This is a genomic window from Bradyrhizobium sp. GW821-FHT13H05, assembly GCF_058804065.1.
The window spans coordinates 647,491-669,666 of sequence record NZ_JBXAPO010000004.1 but is presented as its reverse complement, the minus strand read 5'-3'; the positions used below and the strand labels follow the sequence as shown (position 1 = coordinate 669,666).

Annotated in this window: 22 protein-coding genes; 13 read left to right on the top strand and 9 right to left on the bottom strand. The window is 61.7% G+C overall.

Going from position 1 to position 22,176, the window contains the following annotated elements:
- Positions 1–47: 47 nt before the first annotated feature.
- The 3 genes from AC1RR3_RS16320 (at position 48) to AC1RR3_RS16310 (ending at position 2,618) form a co-directional block, all read left to right on the top strand.
- On the top strand, positions 48–485 hold the full coding sequence (locus AC1RR3_RS16320) for a RidA family protein (RefSeq protein WP_492824127.1): 438 nt from the start codon (positions 48–50) through the stop codon (positions 483–485).
- Positions 485–1,705, top strand: coding sequence for an aminotransferase class V-fold PLP-dependent enzyme (locus tag AC1RR3_RS16315; RefSeq protein ID WP_492824126.1), 1,221 nt, complete (start codon positions 485–487; stop codon positions 1,703–1,705). The genes AC1RR3_RS16320 and AC1RR3_RS16315 overlap by 1 nt, the downstream gene beginning before the upstream one ends.
- A 115-nt stretch (positions 1,706–1,820) precedes the next feature.
- Complete coding sequence (locus AC1RR3_RS16310; protein ID WP_492824125.1) at positions 1,821–2,618, top strand: adenylate/guanylate cyclase domain-containing protein; 798 nt, start codon at positions 1,821–1,823, stop codon at positions 2,616–2,618.
- Here AC1RR3_RS16310 and AC1RR3_RS16305 read toward each other — a convergent pair.
- Positions 2,572–5,598, bottom strand: coding sequence for a tetratricopeptide repeat protein (locus tag AC1RR3_RS16305; RefSeq protein WP_492824124.1), 3,027 nt, complete (start codon positions 5,596–5,598; stop codon positions 2,572–2,574). The two genes, AC1RR3_RS16310 and AC1RR3_RS16305, sit on opposite strands and share 47 nt — an antisense overlap.
- Positions 5,599–5,889: 291 nt before the next feature.
- Between AC1RR3_RS16305 and AC1RR3_RS16300 the strand changes: the two genes are divergently transcribed.
- On the top strand, positions 5,890–6,045 hold the full coding sequence (locus AC1RR3_RS16300) for a hypothetical protein (protein ID WP_492824123.1): 156 nt from the start codon (positions 5,890–5,892) through the stop codon (positions 6,043–6,045).
- A 63-nt stretch (positions 6,046–6,108) separates the two neighbouring features.
- Here the strand turns inward: AC1RR3_RS16300 and AC1RR3_RS16295 are convergent, their stop codons facing one another.
- The gene (locus AC1RR3_RS16295; RefSeq protein ID WP_256374932.1) at positions 6,109–6,237 is read right to left on the bottom strand and encodes a hypothetical protein; all 129 of its coding nucleotides are present in this window, start codon (positions 6,235–6,237) and stop codon (positions 6,109–6,111) included.
- Positions 6,238–6,443: 206 nt separating this feature from the next.
- Complete coding sequence (locus AC1RR3_RS16290) at positions 6,444–7,361, bottom strand: substrate-binding periplasmic protein (protein ID WP_492824122.1); 918 nt, start codon at positions 7,359–7,361, stop codon at positions 6,444–6,446.
- Between the two features lie 423 nt (positions 7,362–7,784).
- On the opposite strand from AC1RR3_RS16290, the gene AC1RR3_RS16285 reads away from it, so the two are divergent.
- The 3 genes from AC1RR3_RS16285 to AC1RR3_RS16275 all read left to right on the top strand — a co-directional run bounded on the left by AC1RR3_RS16285 (position 7,785) and on the right by AC1RR3_RS16275 (position 10,134).
- The gene (locus AC1RR3_RS16285) at positions 7,785–9,059 is read left to right on the top strand and encodes a hypothetical protein (RefSeq protein WP_492824121.1); all 1,275 of its coding nucleotides are present in this window, start codon (positions 7,785–7,787) and stop codon (positions 9,057–9,059) included.
- A gap of 621 nt (positions 9,060–9,680) precedes the next feature.
- Positions 9,681–9,893 carry a helix-turn-helix domain-containing protein gene (locus AC1RR3_RS16280; protein WP_492824120.1) on the top strand — a complete coding sequence of 71 codons (213 nt, stop codon included), beginning with the start codon at positions 9,681–9,683 and terminating at the stop codon, positions 9,891–9,893.
- 118 nt (positions 9,894–10,011) lie between these two features.
- A complete protein-coding gene (locus AC1RR3_RS16275) occupies positions 10,012–10,134 on the top strand; it encodes a hypothetical protein (protein WP_492824119.1) in 123 nt (40 codons plus the stop codon).
- A 2-nt stretch (positions 10,135–10,136) separates the two neighbouring features.
- Here AC1RR3_RS16275 and AC1RR3_RS16270 read toward each other — a convergent pair whose 3' ends face one another.
- On the bottom strand, positions 10,137–10,583 hold the full coding sequence (locus AC1RR3_RS16270; RefSeq protein ID WP_492824118.1) for a MarR family winged helix-turn-helix transcriptional regulator: 447 nt from the start codon (positions 10,581–10,583) through the stop codon (positions 10,137–10,139).
- Between the two features lie 286 nt (positions 10,584–10,869).
- On the opposite strand from AC1RR3_RS16270, the gene AC1RR3_RS16265 reads away from it, so the two are divergent.
- The 6 genes from AC1RR3_RS16265 (at position 10,870) to AC1RR3_RS16240 (ending at position 17,505) form a co-directional block, all read left to right on the top strand.
- The gene (locus AC1RR3_RS16265; protein ID WP_492824117.1) at positions 10,870–12,162 is read left to right on the top strand and encodes an NtaA/DmoA family FMN-dependent monooxygenase; all 1,293 of its coding nucleotides are present in this window, start codon (positions 10,870–10,872) and stop codon (positions 12,160–12,162) included.
- 99 nt (positions 12,163–12,261) lie between these two features.
- Positions 12,262–13,119: an ABC transporter substrate-binding protein gene (locus AC1RR3_RS16260; protein ID WP_492824116.1), complete on the top strand. Its 858-nt coding sequence runs from the start codon at positions 12,262–12,264 to the stop codon at positions 13,117–13,119.
- A 97-nt stretch (positions 13,120–13,216) separates the two neighbouring features.
- The gene (locus AC1RR3_RS16255; RefSeq protein ID WP_492824115.1) at positions 13,217–14,122 is read left to right on the top strand and encodes an amino acid ABC transporter permease; all 906 of its coding nucleotides are present in this window, start codon (positions 13,217–13,219) and stop codon (positions 14,120–14,122) included.
- A gap of 36 nt (positions 14,123–14,158) precedes the next feature.
- Positions 14,159–14,953, top strand: coding sequence for an amino acid ABC transporter ATP-binding protein (locus tag AC1RR3_RS16250; RefSeq protein ID WP_492824114.1), 795 nt, complete (start codon positions 14,159–14,161; stop codon positions 14,951–14,953).
- Between the two features lie 72 nt (positions 14,954–15,025).
- Positions 15,026–16,360: an LLM class flavin-dependent oxidoreductase gene (locus AC1RR3_RS16245; RefSeq protein ID WP_492824113.1), complete on the top strand. Its 1,335-nt coding sequence runs from the start codon at positions 15,026–15,028 to the stop codon at positions 16,358–16,360.
- Between the two features lie 185 nt (positions 16,361–16,545).
- Positions 16,546–17,505: a flavin reductase family protein gene (locus tag AC1RR3_RS16240; RefSeq protein WP_492824112.1), complete on the top strand. Its 960-nt coding sequence runs from the start codon at positions 16,546–16,548 to the stop codon at positions 17,503–17,505.
- Between the two features lie 84 nt (positions 17,506–17,589).
- On the opposite strand, the gene AC1RR3_RS16235 is transcribed toward AC1RR3_RS16240, so the two are convergent.
- From AC1RR3_RS16235 to AC1RR3_RS16215, 5 genes are all read right to left on the bottom strand, one after another.
- The gene (locus tag AC1RR3_RS16235; RefSeq protein ID WP_492824111.1) at positions 17,590–18,120 is read right to left on the bottom strand and encodes a carboxymuconolactone decarboxylase family protein; all 531 of its coding nucleotides are present in this window, start codon (positions 18,118–18,120) and stop codon (positions 17,590–17,592) included.
- A gap of 27 nt (positions 18,121–18,147) precedes the next feature.
- The gene (locus AC1RR3_RS16230) at positions 18,148–19,200 is read right to left on the bottom strand and encodes a zinc-binding dehydrogenase (protein WP_492824110.1); all 1,053 of its coding nucleotides are present in this window, start codon (positions 19,198–19,200) and stop codon (positions 18,148–18,150) included.
- Positions 19,201–19,214: 14 nt separating this feature from the next.
- Positions 19,215–20,093 carry an MBL fold metallo-hydrolase gene (locus AC1RR3_RS16225; RefSeq protein ID WP_492824109.1) on the bottom strand — a complete coding sequence of 293 codons (879 nt, stop codon included), beginning with the start codon at positions 20,091–20,093 and terminating at the stop codon, positions 19,215–19,217.
- 19 nt (positions 20,094–20,112) lie between these two features.
- Positions 20,113–20,865 (bottom strand): FadR/GntR family transcriptional regulator, encoded by a 753-nt coding sequence (locus tag AC1RR3_RS16220; RefSeq protein WP_492824108.1) that lies wholly within the window; start codon positions 20,863–20,865, stop codon positions 20,113–20,115.
- 108 nt (positions 20,866–20,973) lie between these two features.
- On the bottom strand, positions 20,974–21,978 hold the full coding sequence (locus AC1RR3_RS16215; RefSeq protein ID WP_492824107.1) for an NADP-dependent oxidoreductase: 1,005 nt from the start codon (positions 21,976–21,978) through the stop codon (positions 20,974–20,976).
- Between the last annotated feature and the right edge of the window lie 198 nt (positions 21,979–22,176).

Genomic DNA, 22,176 nt, shown 5'->3' with positions numbered 1-22,176 from the left:
GCGACGCAGTTTCTGTCAAAAATCCTCAATCATTGAAAGAGACGACGATGAACGCGAATCTTCCAAAGACCAACGCGCCGGGTGGCGACTATGTGTCGGTCATCGTTCACGGCGGCGTTGCCTATGTCAGCGGGCAATTGCCGCGCCGGGGCGATGAACTCGTCTTCAAAGGCAAGGTTGGCGCCGAGATCGATCTGGCGACGGCGCAGCGTGCGGCCGCCGTCTGCGCCGAACTGTGCCTCGCGGCACTCGCGGACGCCGTCGGCGGGCTCGACCGGGTCGAACAGATTCTCCGGATCACCGGCTACGTCGCCTCGGCGCCCGGGTTCGTGCAGCAGTCGCAGGTCATGAACGGCGCCTCGGAAGTCTTCGTCGCGCATCTTGGCAGCAGAGGCCGGCACGCGCGAACGTCGGTGGGCGTGGCCGAACTTCCGCGCGGTGCCCCGGTCGAGATCGACATCATCGCGGCCGTCGGAACCGGGTAATGATCTCCAGGGGATCCCGGCGAGGCCCGTCGGCGGCAGTGGGCGAGAGAGGCGTCTTTACGCATCTGAACGCCGCGGGCGCCGGCCTGATGCCCGCGAGTGTCGTTGCGGCGATCAAGTCTCACCTCGATCTCGAGGCCCGGCGCGGCGTGCACTGGGCGATGGCCGATGCGATGGACGCCATCGACGAGACCCGTATCCTGGCAGCCCGCTTGATGGGCGTCGCCCCGACGCATCTCGCCTTCGGCGAGCAGGCAAGCCGGCTCTGGGCGCTTGCCTTGGCATCGATGCCGCTGAAGCGCGGGGATCGGGTTTTGATCGCACGGAACGATTGGGGCGGAAATATTCTGGGTGCCGTGCGGCGTGCAGTCAGTGCCGGAGCGGAGCTGGTCAGGCTGCCGATGACCAGCAAGGGGCTGATTGACATCGAGGAGGCCGCTGCCCTGGTCGACGAGCGCACTGTCGCGATCTGCGCGTCGGCCGTTGCCAGCAGTTTTGGACTGCGCCAGCCGGTCGAAGCACTTGGTTCGATTCCGCGACCGGAGACCTGCCTCTACTTCCTCGATGGAGCGCAAGCCATCGGTCAATTCGATTTGACACTGCCGGGGCTATCTGCCGACATCTTGGTTGCGCCGGGTCGGAAGTGGCTCAGGGGCGGTCGCGGGCAGGCAATGATGGCGCTATCGGATCGTGCGTTGCGCTGTCTGGCGCAGCCGGTCATCATCGACCAGAGTGCCGGTACCTGGTGCCCGGACGACAGTTTCCTGTTGCGGCAGGATGCCAGACGCTTCGAGGCGTGGGAGTTCTCCGCGGCCGGTCGTCTTGGCTTGCGGGCGTCTCTTCAAGAGCTCAATCGCATTGGCCGATCGAATGTTCGGGCCCACAACATTGCAAAGTTGCACTCTTTGGACGCAAACTTGCGCGACGTCCCCGGTCTCACGGTGTTCGAGGACGAGGCCGCCGACGCGGCCTTCCTCACGTTCCGGCATGCGTTTCTGCCCGCGGATATCGTTGTGGACGAATTGGCAATGCGCGGCATCGCGATCGCGTCTGTGGGCCTCGACTATGCCCGATGGGAGCTCGAAGCGCGGGGCCTCGACAAGATCGTGCGCGTGGCGCCTCATGTCTATTCGTCGGACGATGATATCGGGCGATTCACCGACGAACTCATGCGTCTCGCGAAACGGGCAAGCCAGGGTCGCCGCCACTCAGCCCGGTAAGAGCGCCAGAGCCATTGGCAGATCTTCGACCGCGGGCCCTGTTGCCAACGCAGGAACGTGCAATTACGCTTGATCCCAGGCCCGCCCAAACCTTCCATCGATTGGCCGCACGTTCATGCCAAAATTCCTGCGTATCGGTCTCCACCAGTCGAACGTATCAGGGTACACGTCGAAGGCGTGGTGCGTCAGGCGCGTTGGCTCGACGATTTTCCTGAAATGGGGGGCTGTCGAGGTCCAGGGGGCCGGGGACGGACGACGAGTCCACTGGACGCGTCTGCCGCAGGAGAAGACGATCCGCTGCCGCACGGCGGAGCGTGCCCAGGATTATGCAAAGGCCGCGATCGCGCGGCGACGCAACCATCGCTACGAACCGCTGGCCGGGCCTATTGCGAACCGGCGGCCGTCCGCCGAGCCCAGTGCCAAGCTCAAGCAGGCGCTCGCCACCATCCTGATCGTCGATATCGTCGGCTCCACCGCAAAAGCGGCCAAGCTTGGCGATGCGCGCTGGACCAAGGTGATGGGTCATTATTACGCCGCGGTCCGCAAGGAGCTGAAGAGCTCGCGCGGCAAGGAGGTCGTGACGACCGGCGATGGCGTGGTCGCGACATTCAAGGCGCCGGTCGCCGGCGTCAATTGCGCGACTGCGATGCAGAAGGCGGTGCGCACGCTGGGGCTTGAGATCAGGGTGGGGCTTCACCACGGCGAGTACACGATCAGCGGCGGCGAAATGGTTGGTCTCGCCTTCCACATCGTCACCCGCGTCGCTGCCAAGGCGCGCGCCGGCGAGGTTCTGGTCTCGAGCGCGGTGAAGGATCTGCTGAAGGCGCAATCCGCGATCAGCTTGCGGGATCACGGCATCCACCAGCTCAAGGGCGTGCCGGAGCGGTGGCGGCTGTATCGGGTGGAGGGGTGAGGGAAGCTGCAAGTGCAGCGAGCCCTTCGTCGTCCGCGCCATCGCGGCTGCGCCACGCGGACACCAGGCCCTCCAGCTCGCGGCGAACGCTGTCCACCACGCCGGCCCAGTCGCCTCGCTTCGGCTGCCTGAACAGCCGCATCGAGCGATACCACGGGCTGTCGTCGCGGCCCAGCAGCCAGCGCCAATCCGGATTGAAGGGCAACAGCGTCCAGACCGGAGCGCCCAGCGCGCCCGCGAGGTGAACGACGCTGGTGTCGACCGAGATCACCAGGTCGAGACAGGACACCAGCGCCGCCGTGTCGCTGAAATCCGTCAGCTGTTCCGTCAGGTCGACGATATCTGGACGTTCGCCGAGGAAGGCCCGGTCCTGGTCCCGGACGCCTTTTTGCAGGCTGACGAACTGAACGTCGCAATCCAGCAGGGGAGCAAGCGTGTTGAGTGCAATCGATCGATCGTGATCGTTCTTGTGAGCCGGATTGCCCGACCAGACAAGACCGACGCGGAAGCGATTGCGGGCGCCAAGCCGGTCCTCCCACGCCTTCACGCGCGCCGCCGGGGGCGCGGGAAGATACGGCTCCGGGTTCGGAATCGTATCGAGCCGTGTCCTGAGCGCCAATTGCAGGGTTCCAAGCGGACAGTGCAGGTCGAACGCCAGCGACGCCGCAGACGGTCGGCCGACGCAAGTCGCGACGCCGGACACACCGGCCAGCAGCGACTGGATCGGAGGCTGGACCTCCAGGATGACTCGCGCTCCGAGCGCGGCCACCATGGGGACGTAGCGCGCAAACTGAATGGCGTCGCCGAATCCCTCGTCGGCGTGAAGCAGGATGGTCTTGCCTTCGATCGGTTGGTCACCAAGCCAAAGCGGTTGGGAAAAACCGCGATTGAGCAAACCGACAGGAAGTTTCCAGCGCGCTTCGCGCCCAAGCCAGCCTCGTTCGAAGTCTCCGGTCAGCAACTGAAGTGTCGCCAGATTGTAGGTCGCCACCGCATTGTTCGGGTCGACCGCCAGCGATCTGCGAAAGGTCGTGAACGCTTCATCCAGCAATTGCAGATTCAACAAGACCAGTGCCTTGTTGGAAAGCGCTCCGGAAAAAACCGGTTGAAGTTCGAGCGCCCGATCGAAACACGCAATGGCCTGTTCCATCCGGCCAAGTTTCGCATGAAGCACGCCAAGCTTGTTGTGCGCGTCCGCCAGGCTGGGGTCCAGCGCGATGGACGTCTCGTAAGCCGCCTCCGCTTCCTCGAACCGCTTCGCCTCCTGGAGGCAATCGCCGCGCATTTGATGCAGGATCGCGGAAGTCGGGTCCAGTTTCGCGGCGACATCGAGGCATTCGAGGGCTTCGGCATACCGGCCGAGACTGAACAGCAACTGCCCGCAACTGTTCGCCGCCTCCAGGTACTGGGGATACAGCTGTAGCGCCCGCTGGAAATGCAGCACGGCCTCGTCCGTGCGCTTGCGTTGCCAGAGCATGTGGCCGAGGCAATGCGAGACAACCGCATCCTGCGGTTTGGTAATCGGAGCCTTGCCCTGGTGTTGCCGTGCTCCCGACCGCCATTCGGAAACCAGCCCATCGAGCTCGCGGCGGACGCAGTCCACGACACTGGCCCAGTCGCCTCGCTTGGGCTGCCTGAACAGCCTCATCGACGAATACCACGGGCTATCGTCGCGGCCCAGCAGCCAGCGCCAATCCGGGTTGAAGGGCAACATCGTCCAGACCGGCGTGCCGAGCGCGCCGGCGAGGTGGACGACGCTGGTGTCGACCGAGATCACGAGGTCGAGACAGCCAGCCAGCGCCGCCGTTTCGCTGAAATCCGTCAGCTGGTCCGTCAGGTCGATGATGTCAGGGTGTTCGCCGAGGAAGGCCCGGTCCTGGTCCCGGACGCCCTTTTGCAGGCTGACGAACTGGACGTCGCAATCGACGAGAGCCGCAAGCTCGCGCAGTGCGATCGACCGATTGTGGTCGTTGTTGTGATCCGGATTCCCCGACCAGGCAAGGCCGACGCGGAAGCGGTTGCGCGGGCCAAGCCGGTCCCCCCACGCCTGCACGTGCGCCGCCGGGGGCGAGGGAAGGTAAGTGTCCGCGAACGGGATCGTGTCGAGCTGCGTCCCGAATGCCAGCGGCAGGCTTCCGAGAGGACAGTGCAGGTCGAACGCCAGCGATGTTGAGGACGACCGGCCGACACATGCTGCGACCCCGCTGATGCCACCCAGAAGCTGCTGGATCGGCGGCGGGACCTCCAGGATGACTTTTGCCCCGAGCGCGGCCACCATGGGCGCATAGCGCGCAAACTGGATCGAGTCGCCCAGTCCCTCGTCGGCATGAAGCAGGATGGTTTTGCCTTCGAGCGGGAGGTCGCCAAGCCAGAGGGGTTGCGAAAAGCCGCGATCGACGAGGCCGAGCGACGCCTTCCAGCGGGCCTCGCGGCCGGGCCAGCCTCGCTCGAAATCTCCGGTCAGCATCTGGAGCAGCGCGAGATTCCAGATCGTGTGCGCATTGCGCGGATCGGCCGCCAGCGATGCCTGGAAGGCGGCGAAAGCCTCATCCAGCAATTGCATGCTCCACAACGCCCGTGCCTTTTCGGTCAGCGCTGCGGAAAAATTCGGACGAAGCGCGAGCGCGCGATCGATGCTCGCAAAGGCCTGCTCCATCCGGCCAAGTCTCGAATGAAGCGTGCCGAGGTTCTTGTGCGTCTCCGCCTCGAGGGGGCCCAGCGCAATGGATCTCTCGAAGTCGGCCTGCGCCTCCTCGAACCGGCCCAATCGTTGGAGGCAGAGGCCACGCGTTTGATAGAGCGGCGCGATGCCAGGATTGTGCTTCTCGAAGAGATTGAAGCACGCCAGCGCTTCGGCATGGCGGCCGAGATCAAACAGCTGTTTGCCCTGCTTCAAGACCTCAAAATGTTGCGGCAAATGTTGAGGTGCTACCGTCTTGGCTTGTTGCTTGGCGGCGGCCCGGCGCTCTTGGCGATTCATAAGCTGACCAAAAAAGAGACTACGTGGAATGCTGACCGATCTTCAGTCGCGCGAAGGAGGCGTCCGCCATACTTGCCTTCTCGTTCCGTCAGTTCGCTTCAGCTGTGCATGCGGGACCCGCCGAGCGCGACCTTAGCGACCCGTTGACGCAGTTTCTGGTGCAAAGCTGGTGCGAGGCTGGCGGGGTGAGCATTCTGGTGGGCGGCAACTGCCCGGATCAGCCGGAATCCGGTATGGCTGTGCTCGGTTTTGTTGGGATATAGATCATCCTCCCGACTGGAGGAAAGCTTCGTGGAAATCAGAGAGACACTTGACGATGAAGAGCACGGCGGGGAGCGGCTGAGATTCTGCGTGGTCGATGGCCTTGAAGTCATCGAGTGCTTCGACACACGAGAACAAGCAGAAGCGAAGCTGGAAGAGCTGCAAAACCCGCGCCCCCGATTCTAGGCGGCCGATCTACGGGGCCCTGTCTCCGAGAGCAGGACCCCTTTCTTCCGGGTCACCTCGATATCACCGCACCCCCGTGCCTTTGCAGCGCTGGCACTTCACCACCTTGTCGCCCTTCTTGAGCAGACCCTTGCCCTCGCAGTTCTTGCATTTCTGCTTCTTCTTGATGTTCGGGCCTTTTTCGCTAACCATGGCATTCTCCTGCCGCCAGAGAGCGGTCTTGCGCGGGGGCTCGGCGGAACAGCCGGGCGGTGCCCGGTAAGCCCTACACCCATGCCGGCTTCGGCACCACCGACACCGGCACGCATCCCACCAGGACCTCGGATGTCCGGCTGCCCGGGAGCAGCTTCCTGTCCGACATCGCGCGTCGTAAAGGGGAACGGCGCCGCGCGTTGGGATCACTGCCCCGTCAGTTCATATTTGACCTCGCGGCGAAAGCGCTCCAGCGAGCCGTCCGCCTTCATCTCTTTCAGAACCGCGGCCAGGCGGCCCGCCAGATCGGCATGCTTCCTGTGCAGATAGGGATGAAGCGCGATCGTATCGCCATAGGTCAACAGCAGGCGAACCGAGGTGACAGTCTTGAATTCAGGCAGATACAGCGCGTTCAGCACGGCGCCGTCCAGCTCGCAATAGAAGTCGACACGCCCGGCCAACAACATTTGCAGCCCAAGCTCCGTGGTCGACACGCTCGACAGGCGGTCGCCTGGCAGCACCCCGGACAAGGCGTTCTCGCACTGCTCGACACCACGTCGATAGATCCCGGTCCAGCCTGTCGCGGCCAGATCTCCCAGGCGCGACAGATTGAGCGCCGGATTGCTCACCCACAGCCCGAACACCACGTGATAGAGCGGCTCCTCCACCCGCATTTGCTCCGGATGCGCATCCGCGTAGGCAAAAACGCGCACGAACTGGCCATCGACGGCACCGGAGTCCGCCATCGCGGTCATGCGCGGCGTCGGCATCAGCGTCACCTCGAAGGGAATTCCGAGGCGCCTGAACGCCTCCGCATAGACCCGCCGCTGCCATTTGCCTTCGTAAGTGCTGTCCGGCTGGTTCGTGGCCATGACCAGCGGTTTTATCGGTTCCGACCGGAGGCGGGCAGGCACCACTGCAAACGATGCGAGCAGAGCCGCGATCAGGAGGGACTGCAAATATTGGCGCGGACGGTTGCTGGAAGCCTGGGACATACAGAACGGCATGGCCTGCCTTCGCAAAACGAGTGTCGCGGACCCGACATTCGTTTCGCCGCGAGCACCTTGCGCATTTTCCGCGACAGATTTCGTGATCGTGCCGAAGTGCCCGTTGGGCAAGGCCATGATGATCCAAAAATTGCGCGATGATGGAATAGTGTCGTTGATTTGCCCGACCTGTCAAAATGTTTCTTGCAGGGTTGGCCCAAAGGCATCGATGCCGGCGACGCCCTGTTACTTTGCAGGAGGTTGTTTTCGATATTTGAGTTGGGCGCGCGAGCCATGGCTGCAGGCGCGGCCTCTACCCCGATCGCATCGCGAAAGGACCCGTCTCTGTTCTGAGAGCCGACTGGACGTCCCATGGTGCTCCTGTCCGTTATCCGGACCGCGAATAAGCGCGTTGCAAGATTGGCGCGAATGGAGGGAGAGGATCAACTCCCAATTGACATGATCGAGGTTCCACGAATACGCTTTAAGCTGGGGATGCGCTAACAAGGGGGCGCGCCAATGCGTTGGCGGGTGGCAGTTGTATTTTGCCTAGTTGTACTCATGTCGGGCTGTGCCGATCCTAGGTTCGTTCATGATCCGCAGATCGGATTTTTTGATAAGACCCAATTGCCGCCGCTGTTGAAGTCGCTCCGTTGCGAGTTGGCCACATATATTGCGGCGAATAATCAGCGGAAAATTATTAATGTCGGTCTTTACGATACGAATCCAATTCGCGCCGACAACGAATTTCCTTTCTTTCAGATTGACCCGTCCCGTTTTGGAGGTTTTTCGCTTGAGCTGAAAATTCAGGATTCGCTTGGAACGCAAAGCGGGACGACGGCCGATTGGAAGCGCACCATAGATCCTCTGCACACGAGGGTGTGGCACATTGCTCCAACTGCAGGCGAGCAGAATAGCTATGATCTAGTGGCGGCCTTCCTCCTGCCGCAAGATATTTACGGCCTGCACGAATCCGACGGCAACGAAAGAAAAAACGACGCGCTTGACCGTGTAGTCACGCGGCCAGACCTGCCCTACCTTTGCTACAAAAACATTCCGCGCGAACCTGGAAAGCTGTTTAAGGCAGACATCTATAATGAGATTTTTACTGAACAGAATCTCGTCGACGTTGCTCGAGGGCTATCTGGAGAACCGCAGTTTGATCGCGTGCGCGTAAATGCTGATCTGCCACTAGCCGCGTGGTTGCTGGACGTCGGCACGACGATGAGCACAACTTCGCTCAATGCGCTACCTGGAAAAGACAATGAGCAAATCATTCCAGGGCAAGTGAGCTACGTCTTTACTATTCAAACCAATGTTGGTCTGGACGTTCGAAATACCATCAGCACCTCGTTGTGGACCAGTTTGGGCGCCGAAGCGAGTGGCGGCTTTCAGCACACCGGGACGCTAACTCTGGTGTTGAATGGGTTGGACGCAGTCACGACTTCGGGCGTCAAGTCGGGAAACACAAGCAGGATCTTCAGCAGGCCAATCAAACCTACGACCGTCAGCGTAGCGCAATACTGCCCGTTGCCGAAAATCGGGGCTAAGCCCGGTCCGGGATATCAAATTGGAGAGTATTGTTTGTGGCCTCAGCGAGAGCCCGCTCGTCAGATTGCTGCAGCCCAGCCCAAAAAGCCAAAGTCTGAGAGCGGCGTGGCAAGGCCAGCAGAGGCGCCGCTGGAGGGTGTCCTGCCGACCCAGCCTGTACCGAGGCCGACTCCATCGCCGACGCCGTTGCCACAGCTCGCGCCAGCGCCAGCCGCTAGGCCGTTCTTAAATCGACCGCACGGGACGATCGAGTATCCAGAGTCGCTATCGCCACTAGGACGATAAGCTTTGTCATGGGGAAATAGGATCAGGGGCTTGCTCCATTGAACTCGGGCGAACCTAGGTTGTGAAAGACCGCCAGAGGGCTTCGGTGATTGTTCTCGTTCTTATCCGTGGAAAGTCCCTACATGCGATCGAGCACCTCCGCATCGCACGCTAAGCAACTTGGCTTCGTCGTTAAGAAGATGCTGGCGGTCGCCTGGTGGGTGCAGCCGCGGGCAAAGCTGGTCCCATAGTAGTCTGAAACAAGAAAGCCTCGCCAGCGACGGCGGGGTTTTTCATTTCGGATGTCGTGGGTCGAGGACGAACGTTGATCTATCGGACGGGTGCAGCGCAGTGCAGCATTAGGTCGGCGGCTTGAACCCGCCGCCTGGCTCGGGCTCATCGTCGGATTTTTGTACCAGCTTTGGTTTCGGTCTGAATTCGAGACCTTCGTAGATACCCCGCAGCGACAGAGAGGCCTTCAGCTTTGTAAGCTCGACCACCGCATCGAGAAACCTTAGTAACCTCGTCCTGCCAAAGCCCTTTACTGCCACGTGAACCGTCGGATTTTCTGTATCTACGAACAGTATGCAGTCAAGGGAAGGAACGGCCTGATATTCTGTTAGCTATGGAGACAAGTCGGCCGTGGAAAATGCTACCCGCTCCGAACGATCCCGCAGCGTCGCTCTCGACGCAGCCGCAGCCTTGGCCATCATTGCACGCGACGGTCCGGGCCGGCTGACGCTTGACGCGATTGCGCGCGAGAGCGGCTTTAGCAAAGGCGGCGTGGTGCATCAATTTCGCACTAAGGAGGGGATGCTTAGGGCGCTCTTTGAGCGGCGGATGGTGCGCTTCTAGGAGTTCTCGGCACGTTACAGGACAAAATCACGCTCGGAGTCGCGAATCCTGAACTCGCGACTGAAATCGCCACCGTACGCGCGGCAGCTAAACGCCGAACTCAACGGCGCTGGCTCTGTTGGCCGCGACGGTCGAGAGCCCGGATTTGATGGCTCTTCCTCATGAAAACGACCTCAAGACTATTGCCGCCATCAAGGCGGAGACCGCCGATCGCGACCTACAGCGCCAAGCTCATGCCTGATCTCAGATGGAGATTTTGCGCAGCAAATAATCCAGGGCGATCCGTTCGGCTTGGTTGAGCCCTTGCACTGTAACTTCGCTTATCTGGCGCGCCTCTGGGATTGTAGCCTCGAGGAGTGCCCCGCCAGCGGCGGTCAGGGAGATCACAACCTTTCGTCCATCGTCTTTGTCGCGCTTGAGCGCAATCAGCCCACGGGCTTTCAATCGCTCGACGACGCCTCGGATCGTCGCCTGATCGACCGCCGTCGCGCGAACGAGATCGACCTGCGAGCTATCGCCCTGGTCCCGCAGCGTGCACAACGTCACGAATTGAGCCGACGTCAGTTGGTATGTCGCGAGCCCTTCGTGGAAGATCGCCAAATGACGCTGATAGGCCTTGCGGAGCAGGTGCCCGACCTGCTGCGTTACATCGTAATGGGACGCCGCCGCGTGGCCCAATGGATCGCTCATCGTCGCTCCGAGTTTGCTCGACATTAGCGTTGTGCCCGGTTGCGTGGAAGCTTCCGTGACCGAACCTGTCGTCCTTTATATTGGAGTGTGTACACTTTGTTTGGTAGGAGGTTCTCGGGTGCGGGCTTGATGTGATGTCCAAAAAAGAAGCGAAATAGCAAAGATTGAATTCTATTGAAGCTTGCCAGAAAGAGTGCAGGCGCTATTATTATGGTACCCGAGCTCCCAATGGGCAAGTCTCTGCCGAGCCGCGATGGGGAATTGAAGTGTGACAACGTGCCGCCAAATGCGTCTGGTCGCCTATTCGAAGACCGGCCCAACTGCTCGCCACATGGGCGGTTGGCGGCACCCTGAGTCAGTGTTGGGGGACTTCCTGACGCCCGGTCGTTATACCCAATACGCGCGGACGCTCGAAGATGCGAAGTTCGATGGTTGCTTCTTCGCCGATCTGATCGGGATCTATGATGTCTACGGCGACAGCTACGACACCTACGTGCGCAACGGTGGTCAGATCAGTTACCTCGATCCGATGGTGGTTCTGCCGGTGATGGCCGCAGCGACCAGTCGCCTTGGTCTCGGAATCACGCTTTCAACGACCTTCCATAATCCCTATCACCTCGCGCGCTGGCTGGCCTCGCTGGATGTGATGAGCGGCGGGCGTGTCGCTTGGAACGTGGTCACGTCCGCCGCCGACCTTGAGGCCAGGAATGTCGGCGGAGTCCTTCCGCCGCGAGAGGAGCGCTACGACCGCGCCGATGAGGTGCTCGAGGCTTGTTGCGCGTTGTGGGACAGTTGGGACGAGGATGCCTTCGTCCTCGACAAGGAGAGTGGTGTCTTCGCTGATCCCAGCAAGGTCCATTATGTCGACTACGAAGGCAAATGGGTCCGCACGCGCGGTCCGCTGCCGACTCCCCGCTGTCCCCAGGGGCGCCCCTTTCTCATGCAGGCGGGCAGTTCCGACCGCGGCCGCGATTTCGCAGCGCGCTGGGCCGAGGCAATTTTCACCGATCAGCGGAGCCTTGCGGCGCTGAAGAGCTTCTACGATGACATCAAAGGTCGAATGGTCGGTCTCGGCCGGCGACCAGAGAGCTGCGCGATCCTGCAGGCAAGCACTTTCGTGCTTGGAGAGACGGAATCTATCGCGCGGGAGCGTGCAGCCTACCTCAAGAGCCTGGTGATGCCGGAGACATGGGCGGCTCGGGTCTCGGGCAGCCTCGGTGTGGATGTCGCCAAGGTGCGCGATGCGGAGAGCCTTGCCGCCATGCAGGGCAACCAGGGAATTCGGGGTGCGGAGGACCGCCTCCACGAGGCCATGAAAGAGAAGGGCATCTCCATCGCGGAAGCGGTGAAGGAAGACAAGAACGATGAGATCGTCGGCACGCCATCGCAGGTGGCCGATCATCTGCAGCATCTGTTCGAGTCTGGCGCCTGCGACGGATTCGTCGTTGCTCCGACCTATTTCCCCGGCATGATCGAACAATTCTGTCGGATGGTCGTGCCGGAGCTGCAGCGCCGCGGCATCTTCCGGACTGAATATGCCGGTAAAACACTGCGCGAAAATATGCTGGGATTAAATTGATGGGCGATCGGGCTGGTCAAAGGATGTTCCGGACGTGACCTGGGTTCGATGAAACGCCGAGCGGGAGAGGCGACTGAAATGACTATCACGAAGAGAGTCTTGAACTGGGTCGTTGGGGCAGTTCTCCTGGCGCCTGTGTTTCTACCGGGCATCGTCGAAAAGGCCGCTGCTCAGGCGGTGGACGAGACCGCGCGCGCTGCGCTCCCGGTTGCGGTCCGTGACGGCGGCATATTGCGGGTGGCGACCGCGTTGCAATGGGCGCCCTTCGCGTATCGCTCCGAGAAGGACGAGCCGGTCGGTATTGACATTGGTCTGGCGAAGATCATCGCCGCGAAGCTCGGCCTCAAGGCCGAGTTCGACGATATGAAATTTCCCGGCATCGTTCCGGGGGTCGCCTCCGGCCGCTACGACATTGGAGTGAACCAGATCTCGATCACGCCCGAACGCCTCGGCGCGGCCGACATGATTCCCTACTTCGACACGTCGAGCGTGGTTCTCGTGCAAAAGGGACGCCCTATCAAGGACATTGCCAATCTGTGCGGTCTGACCTTCGTTGTCACGCAGGGCAGCGTCCAAGTCCGGCAACTCAACCAGCTTTCTGAAATCTGCGTCTCCAAAAACGGCAAGCCAATCGCGCAGGAGCTTTACCCGAGCAGTGCCGAAACGCTGCTCGCGGTGGCCAATGGCCGCGGCGATGCCTTTCTCACGGCCGCTCCCCAGGGGGCCTACATTTCGCGTATCAATCCGCGCGTCGAACTGATGCCGGGAGATGTGCCGAATGTCGAGCGCTCGCCGGCCGGTATCGTCGTTGCGAAGGGCAATCTCGCAATGCGCAAGGCGGTCGCGCTGGCCCTCGCCAGCGCTATCGAAGATGGCTCGTACAAGAAGTTGCTTGACGAATACGGCGTCGGCTCCTCGGCCGTCTCGGCCGAGGCTGCGCGTAAATCAGCCGAATGAAGCCGCGGGCAATCGGTGCTCCCAATCGTTCGTGCCAGGCCTTCGTGACAATGCGTTTCGCCGGATCGGCGGTGAACACGAAAACAGGGAAGTTGCAATGACGCTGAATATCGCTGCCGAAACGCAACCCTGGCCCGGCCCTGATGCCGCAGCCGAACATATCGTCGATCCCCCGCGCGTCTGGCGCTGGCTTTGCGTTGCTGCGGTCGCGGTCGGACTCGTCTGGATTGCAAATCAGCTCCTCACCAATCCCGGCTTCCAATGGGACGTCGTGGGGCGATACATGTTGAATCCCACCGTGTTGCGCGGCGTCGCCATGACGATCCAGCTGACAGTGCTGATCATGGTCATCGGCGTTCTCATCGGCATCCTCGTGGCGCTGATGCGGATGTCGCGCGATCCGTTCCTGAATCTCTGCGCGCACGGCTTCGTCTGGTTCTTCCGTGGAACTCCCGTCCTGGTTCAGCTCGTCTTCTGGTACAATCTGGCCGCTCTGTTCCCGCAGCTCTCCCTCGGTATTCCATTTGGCGGGCCGAAGTTCTTTGAGATATCGGCAACTGCCGCGATTTCGTCGTTCACCGCCGCGCTGCTCGGGCTGGGCTTAAATGAAGGTGCGTACATGGCCGAGATCATCCGCGCGGGGCTGGTCTCGGTGGATGCCGGCCAGACGGAAGCCTCGAAGGCTCTCGGCCACAAGCCGTTCCAGACATTTCGCGTTATCGTGCTGCCGCAGGCGATGAAGGCAATCGTGCCGCCGACGGGAAATCAGTTCATCGGGATGCTGAAGTACACATCTATCGCCAGCGTGGTCGCGCTTCACGAGTTGATGCACTCTGTCGAGACGATCTATAGCCGCACGTTCGAGACCATGCCTCTGCTGATCGTCGCCGCGCTTTGGTATCTCATCATGGTGAGCATCCTCTCAGTGGTCCAGCACTTCATTGAGCGACACTACCTGAAGGGTTGGCAGGCGGAGAAGCATCCGCAACCGGCGCAAGCCTGACCGTTCGTCGCTGAAAACTGAAGGAAGCTTCGCGCAATGCCCCAACTCAACGGCGAACATTTTCCACTGGTGCGTATCACCAACGTCTGGAAGAAGCGCGGCGCAAATGTCGTTCTCAAGGGCATCGACATGACGGTCCATCAGGGCAAAGTGGTCTGTCTTCTGGGCCCCTCGGGCGCCGGCAAAAGCACACTGCTGCGCTGTATCAATGCAATCGAGATGCCCGACCGCGGCATGGTCTATGTCGACGGCGCCGCTATCGGTTGTCGCCAGGAAGGAAGCACGTTCATCCGCATGTCGGAAGCCCAAGTCAGTCGGCAGCGCGCCGACATCGGTATGGTGTTTCAGAATTTCAATCTTTTTCCGCACATGTCGGTGCTCGAGAACATTATCGACGCGCCGATACGGGTGCGCGGAGAACGTCGCGCGGTCGCGATCGAGCGCGCGCAGGAGTTGCTGGAGCGCGTCGGGCTTGCAAACAAGATCAAGTCCTATCCGCGCCACCTTTCTGGCGGTCAGCAGCAGCGCATCGCGATAGCACGTGCGCTTGCCATGAAGCCGAAGCTGATGCTGTTCGACGAGCCAACCTCGGCGCTCGACCCGCACCTGACCGATGAAGTCCTCGACGTCATGAAGGGGTTGGCGGGCGCCGGCATGACGATGATTGTGGTCACCCATGAGATCCAGTTCGCACGCCAGGTCGCGGATGTCGCCGCTGTCATGGCGGATGGCGTGATCATCGAATCGGGTCCCGCGTCCGAGGTGTTGACGCGACCGCAGGATCCCCGCACCCGGAAGTTCCTCGCCAAGTCTCTGCCGGAAGAAAAATGACAAGGCGCCCGTTGTGGCGAGGTTCCGCGTCATGGTCGAAGGCGGCCAGATGACCGCGCACAAAGTGGAGAAATGACTATGCAGAGAATGATGCATCTTGGATCGCTGTCGCATGGGGTCGGCGGTCACGTTGCCGGTTGGCGCATGCCGGGTGCTGAATCCGAGAAGGAGAAATTCGAGAGCGTAGCTCGCGCGGTCAAAACTGCGGAGCGCGGCAAGTTCGACTTCGTATTCTTCGCGGACGCTGTGAACACCGGGGCGGACGCTGCGCCGATGTTCGTCGTTCGCTTCGAGCCGTTGACGCTACTCGGGGCGCTATCGGTGGTGACCGATCGCGTCGGTCTGGTGGCGACGGTTTCGACGACATATTCCGAGCCCTACAACGTCGCGCGAGCCCTTGCCTCGCTTGACCATCTCAGCGAGGGCCGCATCGGCTGGAACGTCGTGACGGGGTCCAGTCCCGACGCGGCCGCAAATTTCTCCAGGGACAAGCATCCGCCGCACGCCGAACGTTATGCAATGGCGGACGAGTATCTGAAGGTGACCAAAGGGCTCTGGGACAGCTGGGAAGACGGTGCAGTCGTGGCTGACCGGAGCACCGGTGTGTTCATCGATGCCAGCAAGATGCATGTGCTCGATCATGTCGGCAAGTACTATCAGATCAAGGGGCCGCTGAACGCAAGCCGGCCGCCGCAAGGCTATCCGGTGATCTTTCAGGCCGGCGCCTCGGACCGAGGCCTGGACCTCGCGGGCGCGACGGCCGAGGTTGTTTTCGCCTCGCAGTCCTTTGTCGAGGAGGCCGTTGCGTTTGTCGAAAAGCTGCGCGATTGCGCTGAGGCGGCGGGGCGTCCGCGCGATGCGATCAAGGTCATGCTCGGCGTCTCGCCCATCATCGGCGAGACAGAGGCCGAGGCGCATGAAATTATCGCCCAGCTCGGTGCGATGGTCGATCCCGTTTCCGCCATGCGTGTGCTCTCGGATCGGCTCGGCGCGGACATGAATCAGTTCGATCTCGATGGTCCGGTACCCGAGTTGCCGCCGTCGACGATGATGCAGGGGCATGCCCGCGTGCTGACCTCTGTGGCCAAGCGTCACAATATGACGATCCGCCAGTTGCGCGACTATGCTGCCGTCAGCTCCGGACATCGCGTCGTCGTTGGAACGCCGGTGCAGATCGCTGACGATCTCGAGCACTGGTTTCGCAGTGGTGCCTGTGACGGTTTCGCGATCATGACTCCGTTCTCACCACAGCCCTTTGAGAAATTCGTCGACAAGGTCGTGCCGATTCTGCAGCAGCGTGGGCTGTTTCGGACCGAATATAGCGGTAGGACCCTGCGGGAGCATCTTGGGCTTGCTCGTCCTGTGCATCCCGCGGCCCGGCCTGCTGCGGCAAGTTCGGCGGCTTGATCATGGCATCGTCCTAACCGGCTGATCGATATCAGGCGTGACCTGCCGCTGAGGTCTTGCCGATGTGTGTCTATGGGGCCGCCGCGGATTGTCGCTTCCCGCGGGCCTCAAGTGAGAACGGTCCATGCCTGTGCTCGGCGCGCCGCTTGTCAAGGTCCGCCTGTCCCCAATGAGAGGAGGTCGCTATGTCAACCCAACCTGTTTCCGCCGATGCCGGCGTCGCCGCCGAAGCCATTGACCCGAAGGTGTTCCGTGCCGCCGCGGGAAACTTCGTCACCGGCGTCACCATCGCCACGACGATCGCGGAGGATGGCAAGCCGCGTGGCGTCACGGTGAACTCGTTCACCACGGTCTCATTGAGTCCTCCGCTTGTGTTGTTCTGCGTTGGCCGCAGCAGCCGCAGCTTTGCCGCGTTCAACGACGCGCAGTCCTTTGCCGTCAACATCCTGTCGTCGGAGCAACGGCCGCTTTCGTTGACCTTTGGCTCGAAAGTCGAGGACAAGTTCGCAGGGCAGGACTGGATCAGGGGACGAAGTGGAAGCCCAATCTTCGCAGGCTCTCTCTCAAGTTTCGATTGCGTGCTGCACCAGAAGGTCGAAGCCGGCGATCATATCATTCTGATTGGTCGCGTCATCGACACGAGACGGGCTTCCGGCACTCCACTCGGCTATTTCAGCGGCAACTATATCGATTTTGACATGCAACGCGAAACCGTCGAAGCCTCGAGCGTGGCCGGGCACCGGTTCGGCGGGCTGTTCCACCACGCCGGAAGGCTGCTTTTCCTCGAGGAAGAGGGGAAGCTGTCCCTGCCGTTCGCGCAAAGCCTGGGCGAGGACGAGCGCGAAAGCGGCAGCCTGCTCGGTCGGCTGGACGCGTTGGGTGTGAAAGCTCGGCTGGGCTTCGTCTATTCCGTTTTCAGTGAAGGAGGACGGGATGGACCCTCGATGGTCTATCTCGGCGAGATCGATCAAATAGAGGAGCCAACACGGCCGGAGGTTCAGCTGTTTCGACCCGAGGAAATCCCCTTCGAGCGCATTAGCCAGTTCGGTGGGCTCGTTCGTCGCTACATTCAGGAGCGCGCGGAAGACACGTTCGGACTCTATGTTGGTACTGCCAGCAAGGGGAGAGTGCACCGTGCGCGCTGAGGAGTTCGGCGGACCATGACGTGGGCCGGCGCAGCGCTTGGCACAAACCTTCGCTGCGGGCGGTCTTCGCCGCAACGCCCCGCCTCAGTGAATAATGTTCAGGGCGACGAGAAACCGCGATACCATATTGTAGGCGGCCACGGTGGCGATCGCTTCGACCAGGCCGCGGGCGTCGAAGCGGTTGCGTAGACGCTTGATTAGCGCATCCGGGACGATGACATCGCGGGTCATGCTGTCGGTGAGTTCCAGCACCAGTCGCTCTTCGTCGCTGAAGCGGTCGGCCTCGGCTGGCCAGGTTCTGACAGCCTCGATCTTCTGGTCTGACACGCCCGCCGAACGGGCGTGGGGCGCGTGAGCGGCGAATTCGAAGGTCGCGCGGTTGATCACGGCAACGCGCAGGATCATGAGTTCGCGCAGGCCGGCGGGAATCTGGGTGCGATTGCGCACGGCGGTGAGCATCTTTTCCCACCCGGAGGCAATGGCGGGGCTGTTCAGCAGGGCCTGATAGAGCACGGCGATCTCGCCTCCGCGCTCGGCGCGAATTGTTGCTTCGATCTCGGCAAGTTCCGGGCGGCTCCCTGGTTCGACCAGCGGCACGCGAATGGATGCGGACATGTATGGCTCCTTTTTGGCGCGGCGTATTCAACGGGCAAGAACGAGGCGGCCCTTGACCTGGCCGGCGCGCAGGCGTCCGAGTGCGTCATTCACGGCGTCGAATGCGACCGCCTCAACCGGCAGCGGCTCGACGCGGCCCGACTTGACGATCGCGATCAACTCCTTCAGTTCGTCGACGGTGCCGACATAGGACCCTCGGACGGTGATCGCGCGCTGCACGAGTGGGGGCAGCGGGATCGTCAGTTCCCCGCCGAACAGGCCGACCACGATGCAGGTGCCGCCCTTTTGCAGGGAGGTGACCGCGAACTCCGCCGTGGTCTTGTTCCCGACGAAGTCGATGGCAGCGGCGACGCCGCCGGCGGCCGCGAGCTTTGCTGCCGCATCGGGGGTGCGAGGATCGAGTGCGAGCATCGCGCCGCGGGTGATCGCCAGCTCGTGCTTCGCAGTATCGACATCCGCAACTGCAATGCGGCGGAAGCCCAGCGCCGATGCGATCTGAAGGCCGTTGAGGCCCACCCCACCAAGACCCAGCAGGAGCAGCAGGTCGCGTTCGCGGTCGATCTCGACCTTGCGCAGGGCGCTATAGGCCGTGAGCCCCGAGCAGGCATAAGTTGCGGCCAGCGTGGGCTCAATGCCCGTGACATCGACCAGATATCTCGGGTGCGGCACCACGCATCGTTCGGCGTAACCGCCCGGACGGAAGACGCCGATCGACCTCGGGGTGGCGCACAGGTTTTCCCTTCCGTCGATGCATACGCGGCACTTGCCGCAGCCGATCCATGGATAGACGAGGAAGCTCTTTCCGATCTCCGCGTCGCTGATCGGTGCCTGCGGTCCTTTCGACAACAGACGACCGAGGACTTCATGTCCCAGGATGACGGGCGGGTTGATGCCGCGATCTGCCAGGTTCAGGCGCTTGCCGCCGCCCAGGTCGTAGTAGCCGTCCTGGAGGTGCAGATCGGTGTGACAGACGCCGCACCGGGTCACCTCCACGACAACCTCCGTGTCGACGGGGTCTGGATCGGCCCATTCGACCGGAGTGACTGGTTCGCAGAAGCACCGAACGGCGTATGCGCGCATGTGTTGCTCTCGATTTAAGATTGTCTTCGATCGGCGCTCTCGAGCCGATAACCGTCGTCCCAACGCCGGACGTATCCCACCGGCGAGGCGGGAAAATGGGCCGTGCAACACAGAGTCGGTGTTTCGCAGTAGCGATCCAGAAACGCGCGCCGGGTGCGGGCTGCCAGCGCGGGATCCCTGTCCTTCACGAACGACAGTTCGGGGTAGCGCATCTGCAGAGGGACGTGCAGCAGATCACCCGTCATCACCACGTCGTCGTGCCTCTTGCCGAAGCAGAATGACAGATGTCCCTCGGTATGCCCGGCTGTCGGCAGGATGCGTACGTGATCGCCGATTCGATAGTCGTCGGCGACGATCTCGGCGCGCCCGGCGCTAACGACGGGAAGTACGCTGTCGACATATGCCGGATTCTCCGATTGCCGATTGGCTGCCTCCGTTGCCGCATACTCGCGGCGACCGAATATGTAGCGGGCCCTGGGGAAGGTGGGTACCCATGCGCCGTTCAGCAGGCGTGTGTTCCATCCGACGTGATCGACATGAAGGTGGGTGCACATGACGAAATCGATGTCGTTCACCGACAGGCCAACGGCCGCCAGCGCTTGCATGTACGTGTCGTCGGATCTCATGTGCCATTCGGGCCGAGGCCGATGCTTGTCATTGCCGAGGCAACTGTCCACGAGGATCGTGTGGTGCGGCGTCCGGACGACATAGGATTGATAGCAGAGAAGAAATTCGTCGTTGGCGCCCAGCGCATGCGGCTGCAGCCAGCCGCGGTTCTGCTCGAGCAATTCCGGCGTCAATCCCGGCAGCATCTCGAGCGCGGGCAGGAACGGAGCTTCAAGCTCGACGATGCGGTGAACGGTCAGGTCTTGAACGTGAAATGTCTTGTTCATGGCGGTGCAAGGTATGACGTTAGTCGGCCGACATGGGCACGCCGGTTGTATCCGGCGCCACGGCCCGCGCGTGCGTTGCCCCGATATGCTGGCGCATGCGCCGCTCCGCCAGATCGGCGTTGCGTGCCTTGATGGCCGACATGATTTGCGCGTGAATGCCGATCACCTGTTTACGGGTGTCGGGCGTATCATATTCCTCCGTCGTGGTCGAAACGGCGATGCCATAGGAGATCGCGTACAGGAACGCAGACAGCAGCTCGTTGCCGCTGGCGCGGGCGATTGCGTTGTGCCATTTGACGTTTGCCAGGGAGAATTGCTGAAAGTTGCCGATCGCGTCGATCAACTCCTGATGCAGCGTCCTCAGGACCTCTAGATCCTCTTCGGTGCGGTGGAGCGCGGCCAGGCGCGCCAGCGCCGGCTCGAGAGCGTATCTCGTTTCGTGCAACGTCCGCAGGGAAAGCTTGCGCCCACGAATGAACTGGCCAATGCTGTTGGCCATGGTCTCCTTTCCAGGCAACAAAACGATATTGCCGCCGTAGCGGCCGGGGCGCGCCTGCACGAGACCTTCCGTGGCCAGCATACGCAACGCTTCGCGCACGGACCCCCGGGTCAGCCCCGTCTGTTCGACCAGTTCACGCTCGGGCGGCAGCGCAGCTCCTTCGGAGATTTCGCCGCGCAGAATGGCTTCACGCAGTTGATCCGCGAGCAGATCGTGCGGTTTGGGCGCGGAGACCCGGCTGACGACGACGGTCTTACTCTTGCGCGTTTCCATCTTGCTCCTTCCTCCGGTTGCGGCCGAGTGTGAAGCAGTGAGGATAGGGGGAAAGCGCTAGCGCCAGAAAGGCCTTTCTCACGAGACGATCTTCTAGTTGGGGGAAAGTCATAGCCGCACAAGCTGCTTGCCGAGATTGTCACCGCGCATCATTCGTATGAAGGCGTGTGGCACGTTTTCGAACCCGTTCACGACGTCCTCCTGGAATCGAAGCAGTCCTGCCTTCGTCAACGTCGCAAGGCGCTGAAGGGCCTCGTCGCGCCGATGCCACCAGTCGTACACGACAAACCCCTGAACCAGTGCGCGCGTGGCAATTAGCCTGGAACTGGCGCGCAGCCCGGTATCCTCGCCGGCCGGCCTGCTGGCAACGGCGACGCGACCGACGATGGCGACGCGTGCTGCGGTCGCCAGGTTCTTCATGACGGCGTCGTGGATCTCGCCGCCGGTGCCGTCGAAGAACACGTTGACGCCACCGGGGCAAATCCGTCCGACTGCAGCGGTCAGGTCGGGCGTCTTCTTGTAGTTGATCGTCTCGTCGAAGCCGACGGTCTTGCACCAGTCCAGCTTTCGATCCGAGCCGGCGATGCCGACAACGCGGCAGCCCGCCAATTTGGCGATCTGGCCAGCGAGTTGCCCCACGGCGCCGGCCGCCGCCGATACCACAACGGTGTCGCCGGGCCTCGGGCGCCCGACGTCAAGCATGCCGAAGTACGCCGTCAGGCCCGGCATCCCGAGCCAGGACAGCGCGGCCTGTGGCGGCGTGGTGTTGGCGTCGATCTTGTTTACTCTCGATGCACCAGGAAGATCGGGTGTGAGGACTGCGTATTCCTGCCACCCCACGTCCAGGCTCTCGGCAAGATCGCCGACCTTCCATGCCGGATGATTGGATGCGACGACCTCGCCAACGCCGCCTCCTTGCATGAGGTCGCCGATCCCCATGCCCGCGCCTGCATTCAGTTTGCCGCGCATGTAGGGGTCTACCGACAGCCAGAGGGTCTTGACGAGGATCTGCCGTCCGCCGGGCTCTGGCACCTCGCTCGCTGTCAGTCTCCAGCTGGTCTCGTCCACCTCGCCTTGAGCGTGCGCGGCCAATACCCACTGTCGATTTTTCATCTGACGACCTTCCGTTTCCAGGCCGTTGTGCTCCGCCTGGCAATGTCCGAAAAGCAAAGTATCCAGGCAATAGTTAAATGTCAACCATTGACTTTGATAAGGTCGATTGTCCGAGAAAATACGTCTATTTGCTGGACATCGTCGCGCAACATTGCTAATGGTCAACCATTAAGTTTGAGGTGGCGCTGACGCGGCCAC

Excerpts from the sequence above, each read along its gene's own strand:
- AC1RR3_RS16320 (WP_492824127.1), top strand. The coding sequence starts at position 48 with ATGAACGCGAATCTTCCAAAGACCAACGCGCCGGGTGGCGACTATGTG.
- AC1RR3_RS16315 (WP_492824126.1), top strand. The coding sequence starts at position 485 with ATGATCTCCAGGGGATCCCGGCGAGGCCCGTCGGCGGCAGTGGGCGAG.
- AC1RR3_RS16310 (WP_492824125.1), top strand. The coding sequence starts at position 1,821 with ATGCCAAAATTCCTGCGTATCGGTCTCCACCAGTCGAACGTATCAGGG.
- AC1RR3_RS16305 (WP_492824124.1), bottom strand. The coding sequence starts at position 5,598 with ATGAATCGCCAAGAGCGCCGGGCCGCCGCCAAGCAACAAGCCAAGACG.
- AC1RR3_RS16295 (WP_256374932.1), bottom strand. The coding sequence starts at position 6,237 with ATGGTTAGCGAAAAAGGCCCGAACATCAAGAAGAAGCAGAAATGCAAG.
- AC1RR3_RS16290 (WP_492824122.1), bottom strand. The coding sequence starts at position 7,361 with ATGGCCTTGCCCAACGGGCACTTCGGCACGATCACGAAATCTGTCGCG.
- AC1RR3_RS16285 (WP_492824121.1), top strand. The coding sequence starts at position 7,785 with ATGTCGGGCTGTGCCGATCCTAGGTTCGTTCATGATCCGCAGATCGGA.
- AC1RR3_RS16270 (WP_492824118.1), bottom strand. The coding sequence starts at position 10,583 with ATGAGCGATCCATTGGGCCACGCGGCGGCGTCCCATTACGATGTAACG.
- AC1RR3_RS16265 (WP_492824117.1), top strand. The coding sequence starts at position 10,870 with ATGCGTCTGGTCGCCTATTCGAAGACCGGCCCAACTGCTCGCCACATG.
- AC1RR3_RS16255 (WP_492824115.1), top strand. The coding sequence starts at position 13,217 with ATGACGCTGAATATCGCTGCCGAAACGCAACCCTGGCCCGGCCCTGAT.
- AC1RR3_RS16250 (WP_492824114.1), top strand. The coding sequence starts at position 14,159 with ATGCCCCAACTCAACGGCGAACATTTTCCACTGGTGCGTATCACCAAC.
- AC1RR3_RS16245 (WP_492824113.1), top strand. The coding sequence starts at position 15,026 with ATGACTATGCAGAGAATGATGCATCTTGGATCGCTGTCGCATGGGGTC.
- AC1RR3_RS16240 (WP_492824112.1), top strand. The coding sequence starts at position 16,546 with ATGTCAACCCAACCTGTTTCCGCCGATGCCGGCGTCGCCGCCGAAGCC.
- AC1RR3_RS16235 (WP_492824111.1), bottom strand. The coding sequence starts at position 18,120 with ATGTCCGCATCCATTCGCGTGCCGCTGGTCGAACCAGGGAGCCGCCCG.
- AC1RR3_RS16230 (WP_492824110.1), bottom strand. The coding sequence starts at position 19,200 with ATGCGCGCATACGCCGTTCGGTGCTTCTGCGAACCAGTCACTCCGGTC.
- AC1RR3_RS16225 (WP_492824109.1), bottom strand. The coding sequence starts at position 20,093 with ATGAACAAGACATTTCACGTTCAAGACCTGACCGTTCACCGCATCGTC.
- AC1RR3_RS16220 (WP_492824108.1), bottom strand. The coding sequence starts at position 20,865 with ATGGAAACGCGCAAGAGTAAGACCGTCGTCGTCAGCCGGGTCTCCGCG.
- AC1RR3_RS16215 (WP_492824107.1), bottom strand. The coding sequence starts at position 21,978 with ATGAAAAATCGACAGTGGGTATTGGCCGCGCACGCTCAAGGCGAGGTG.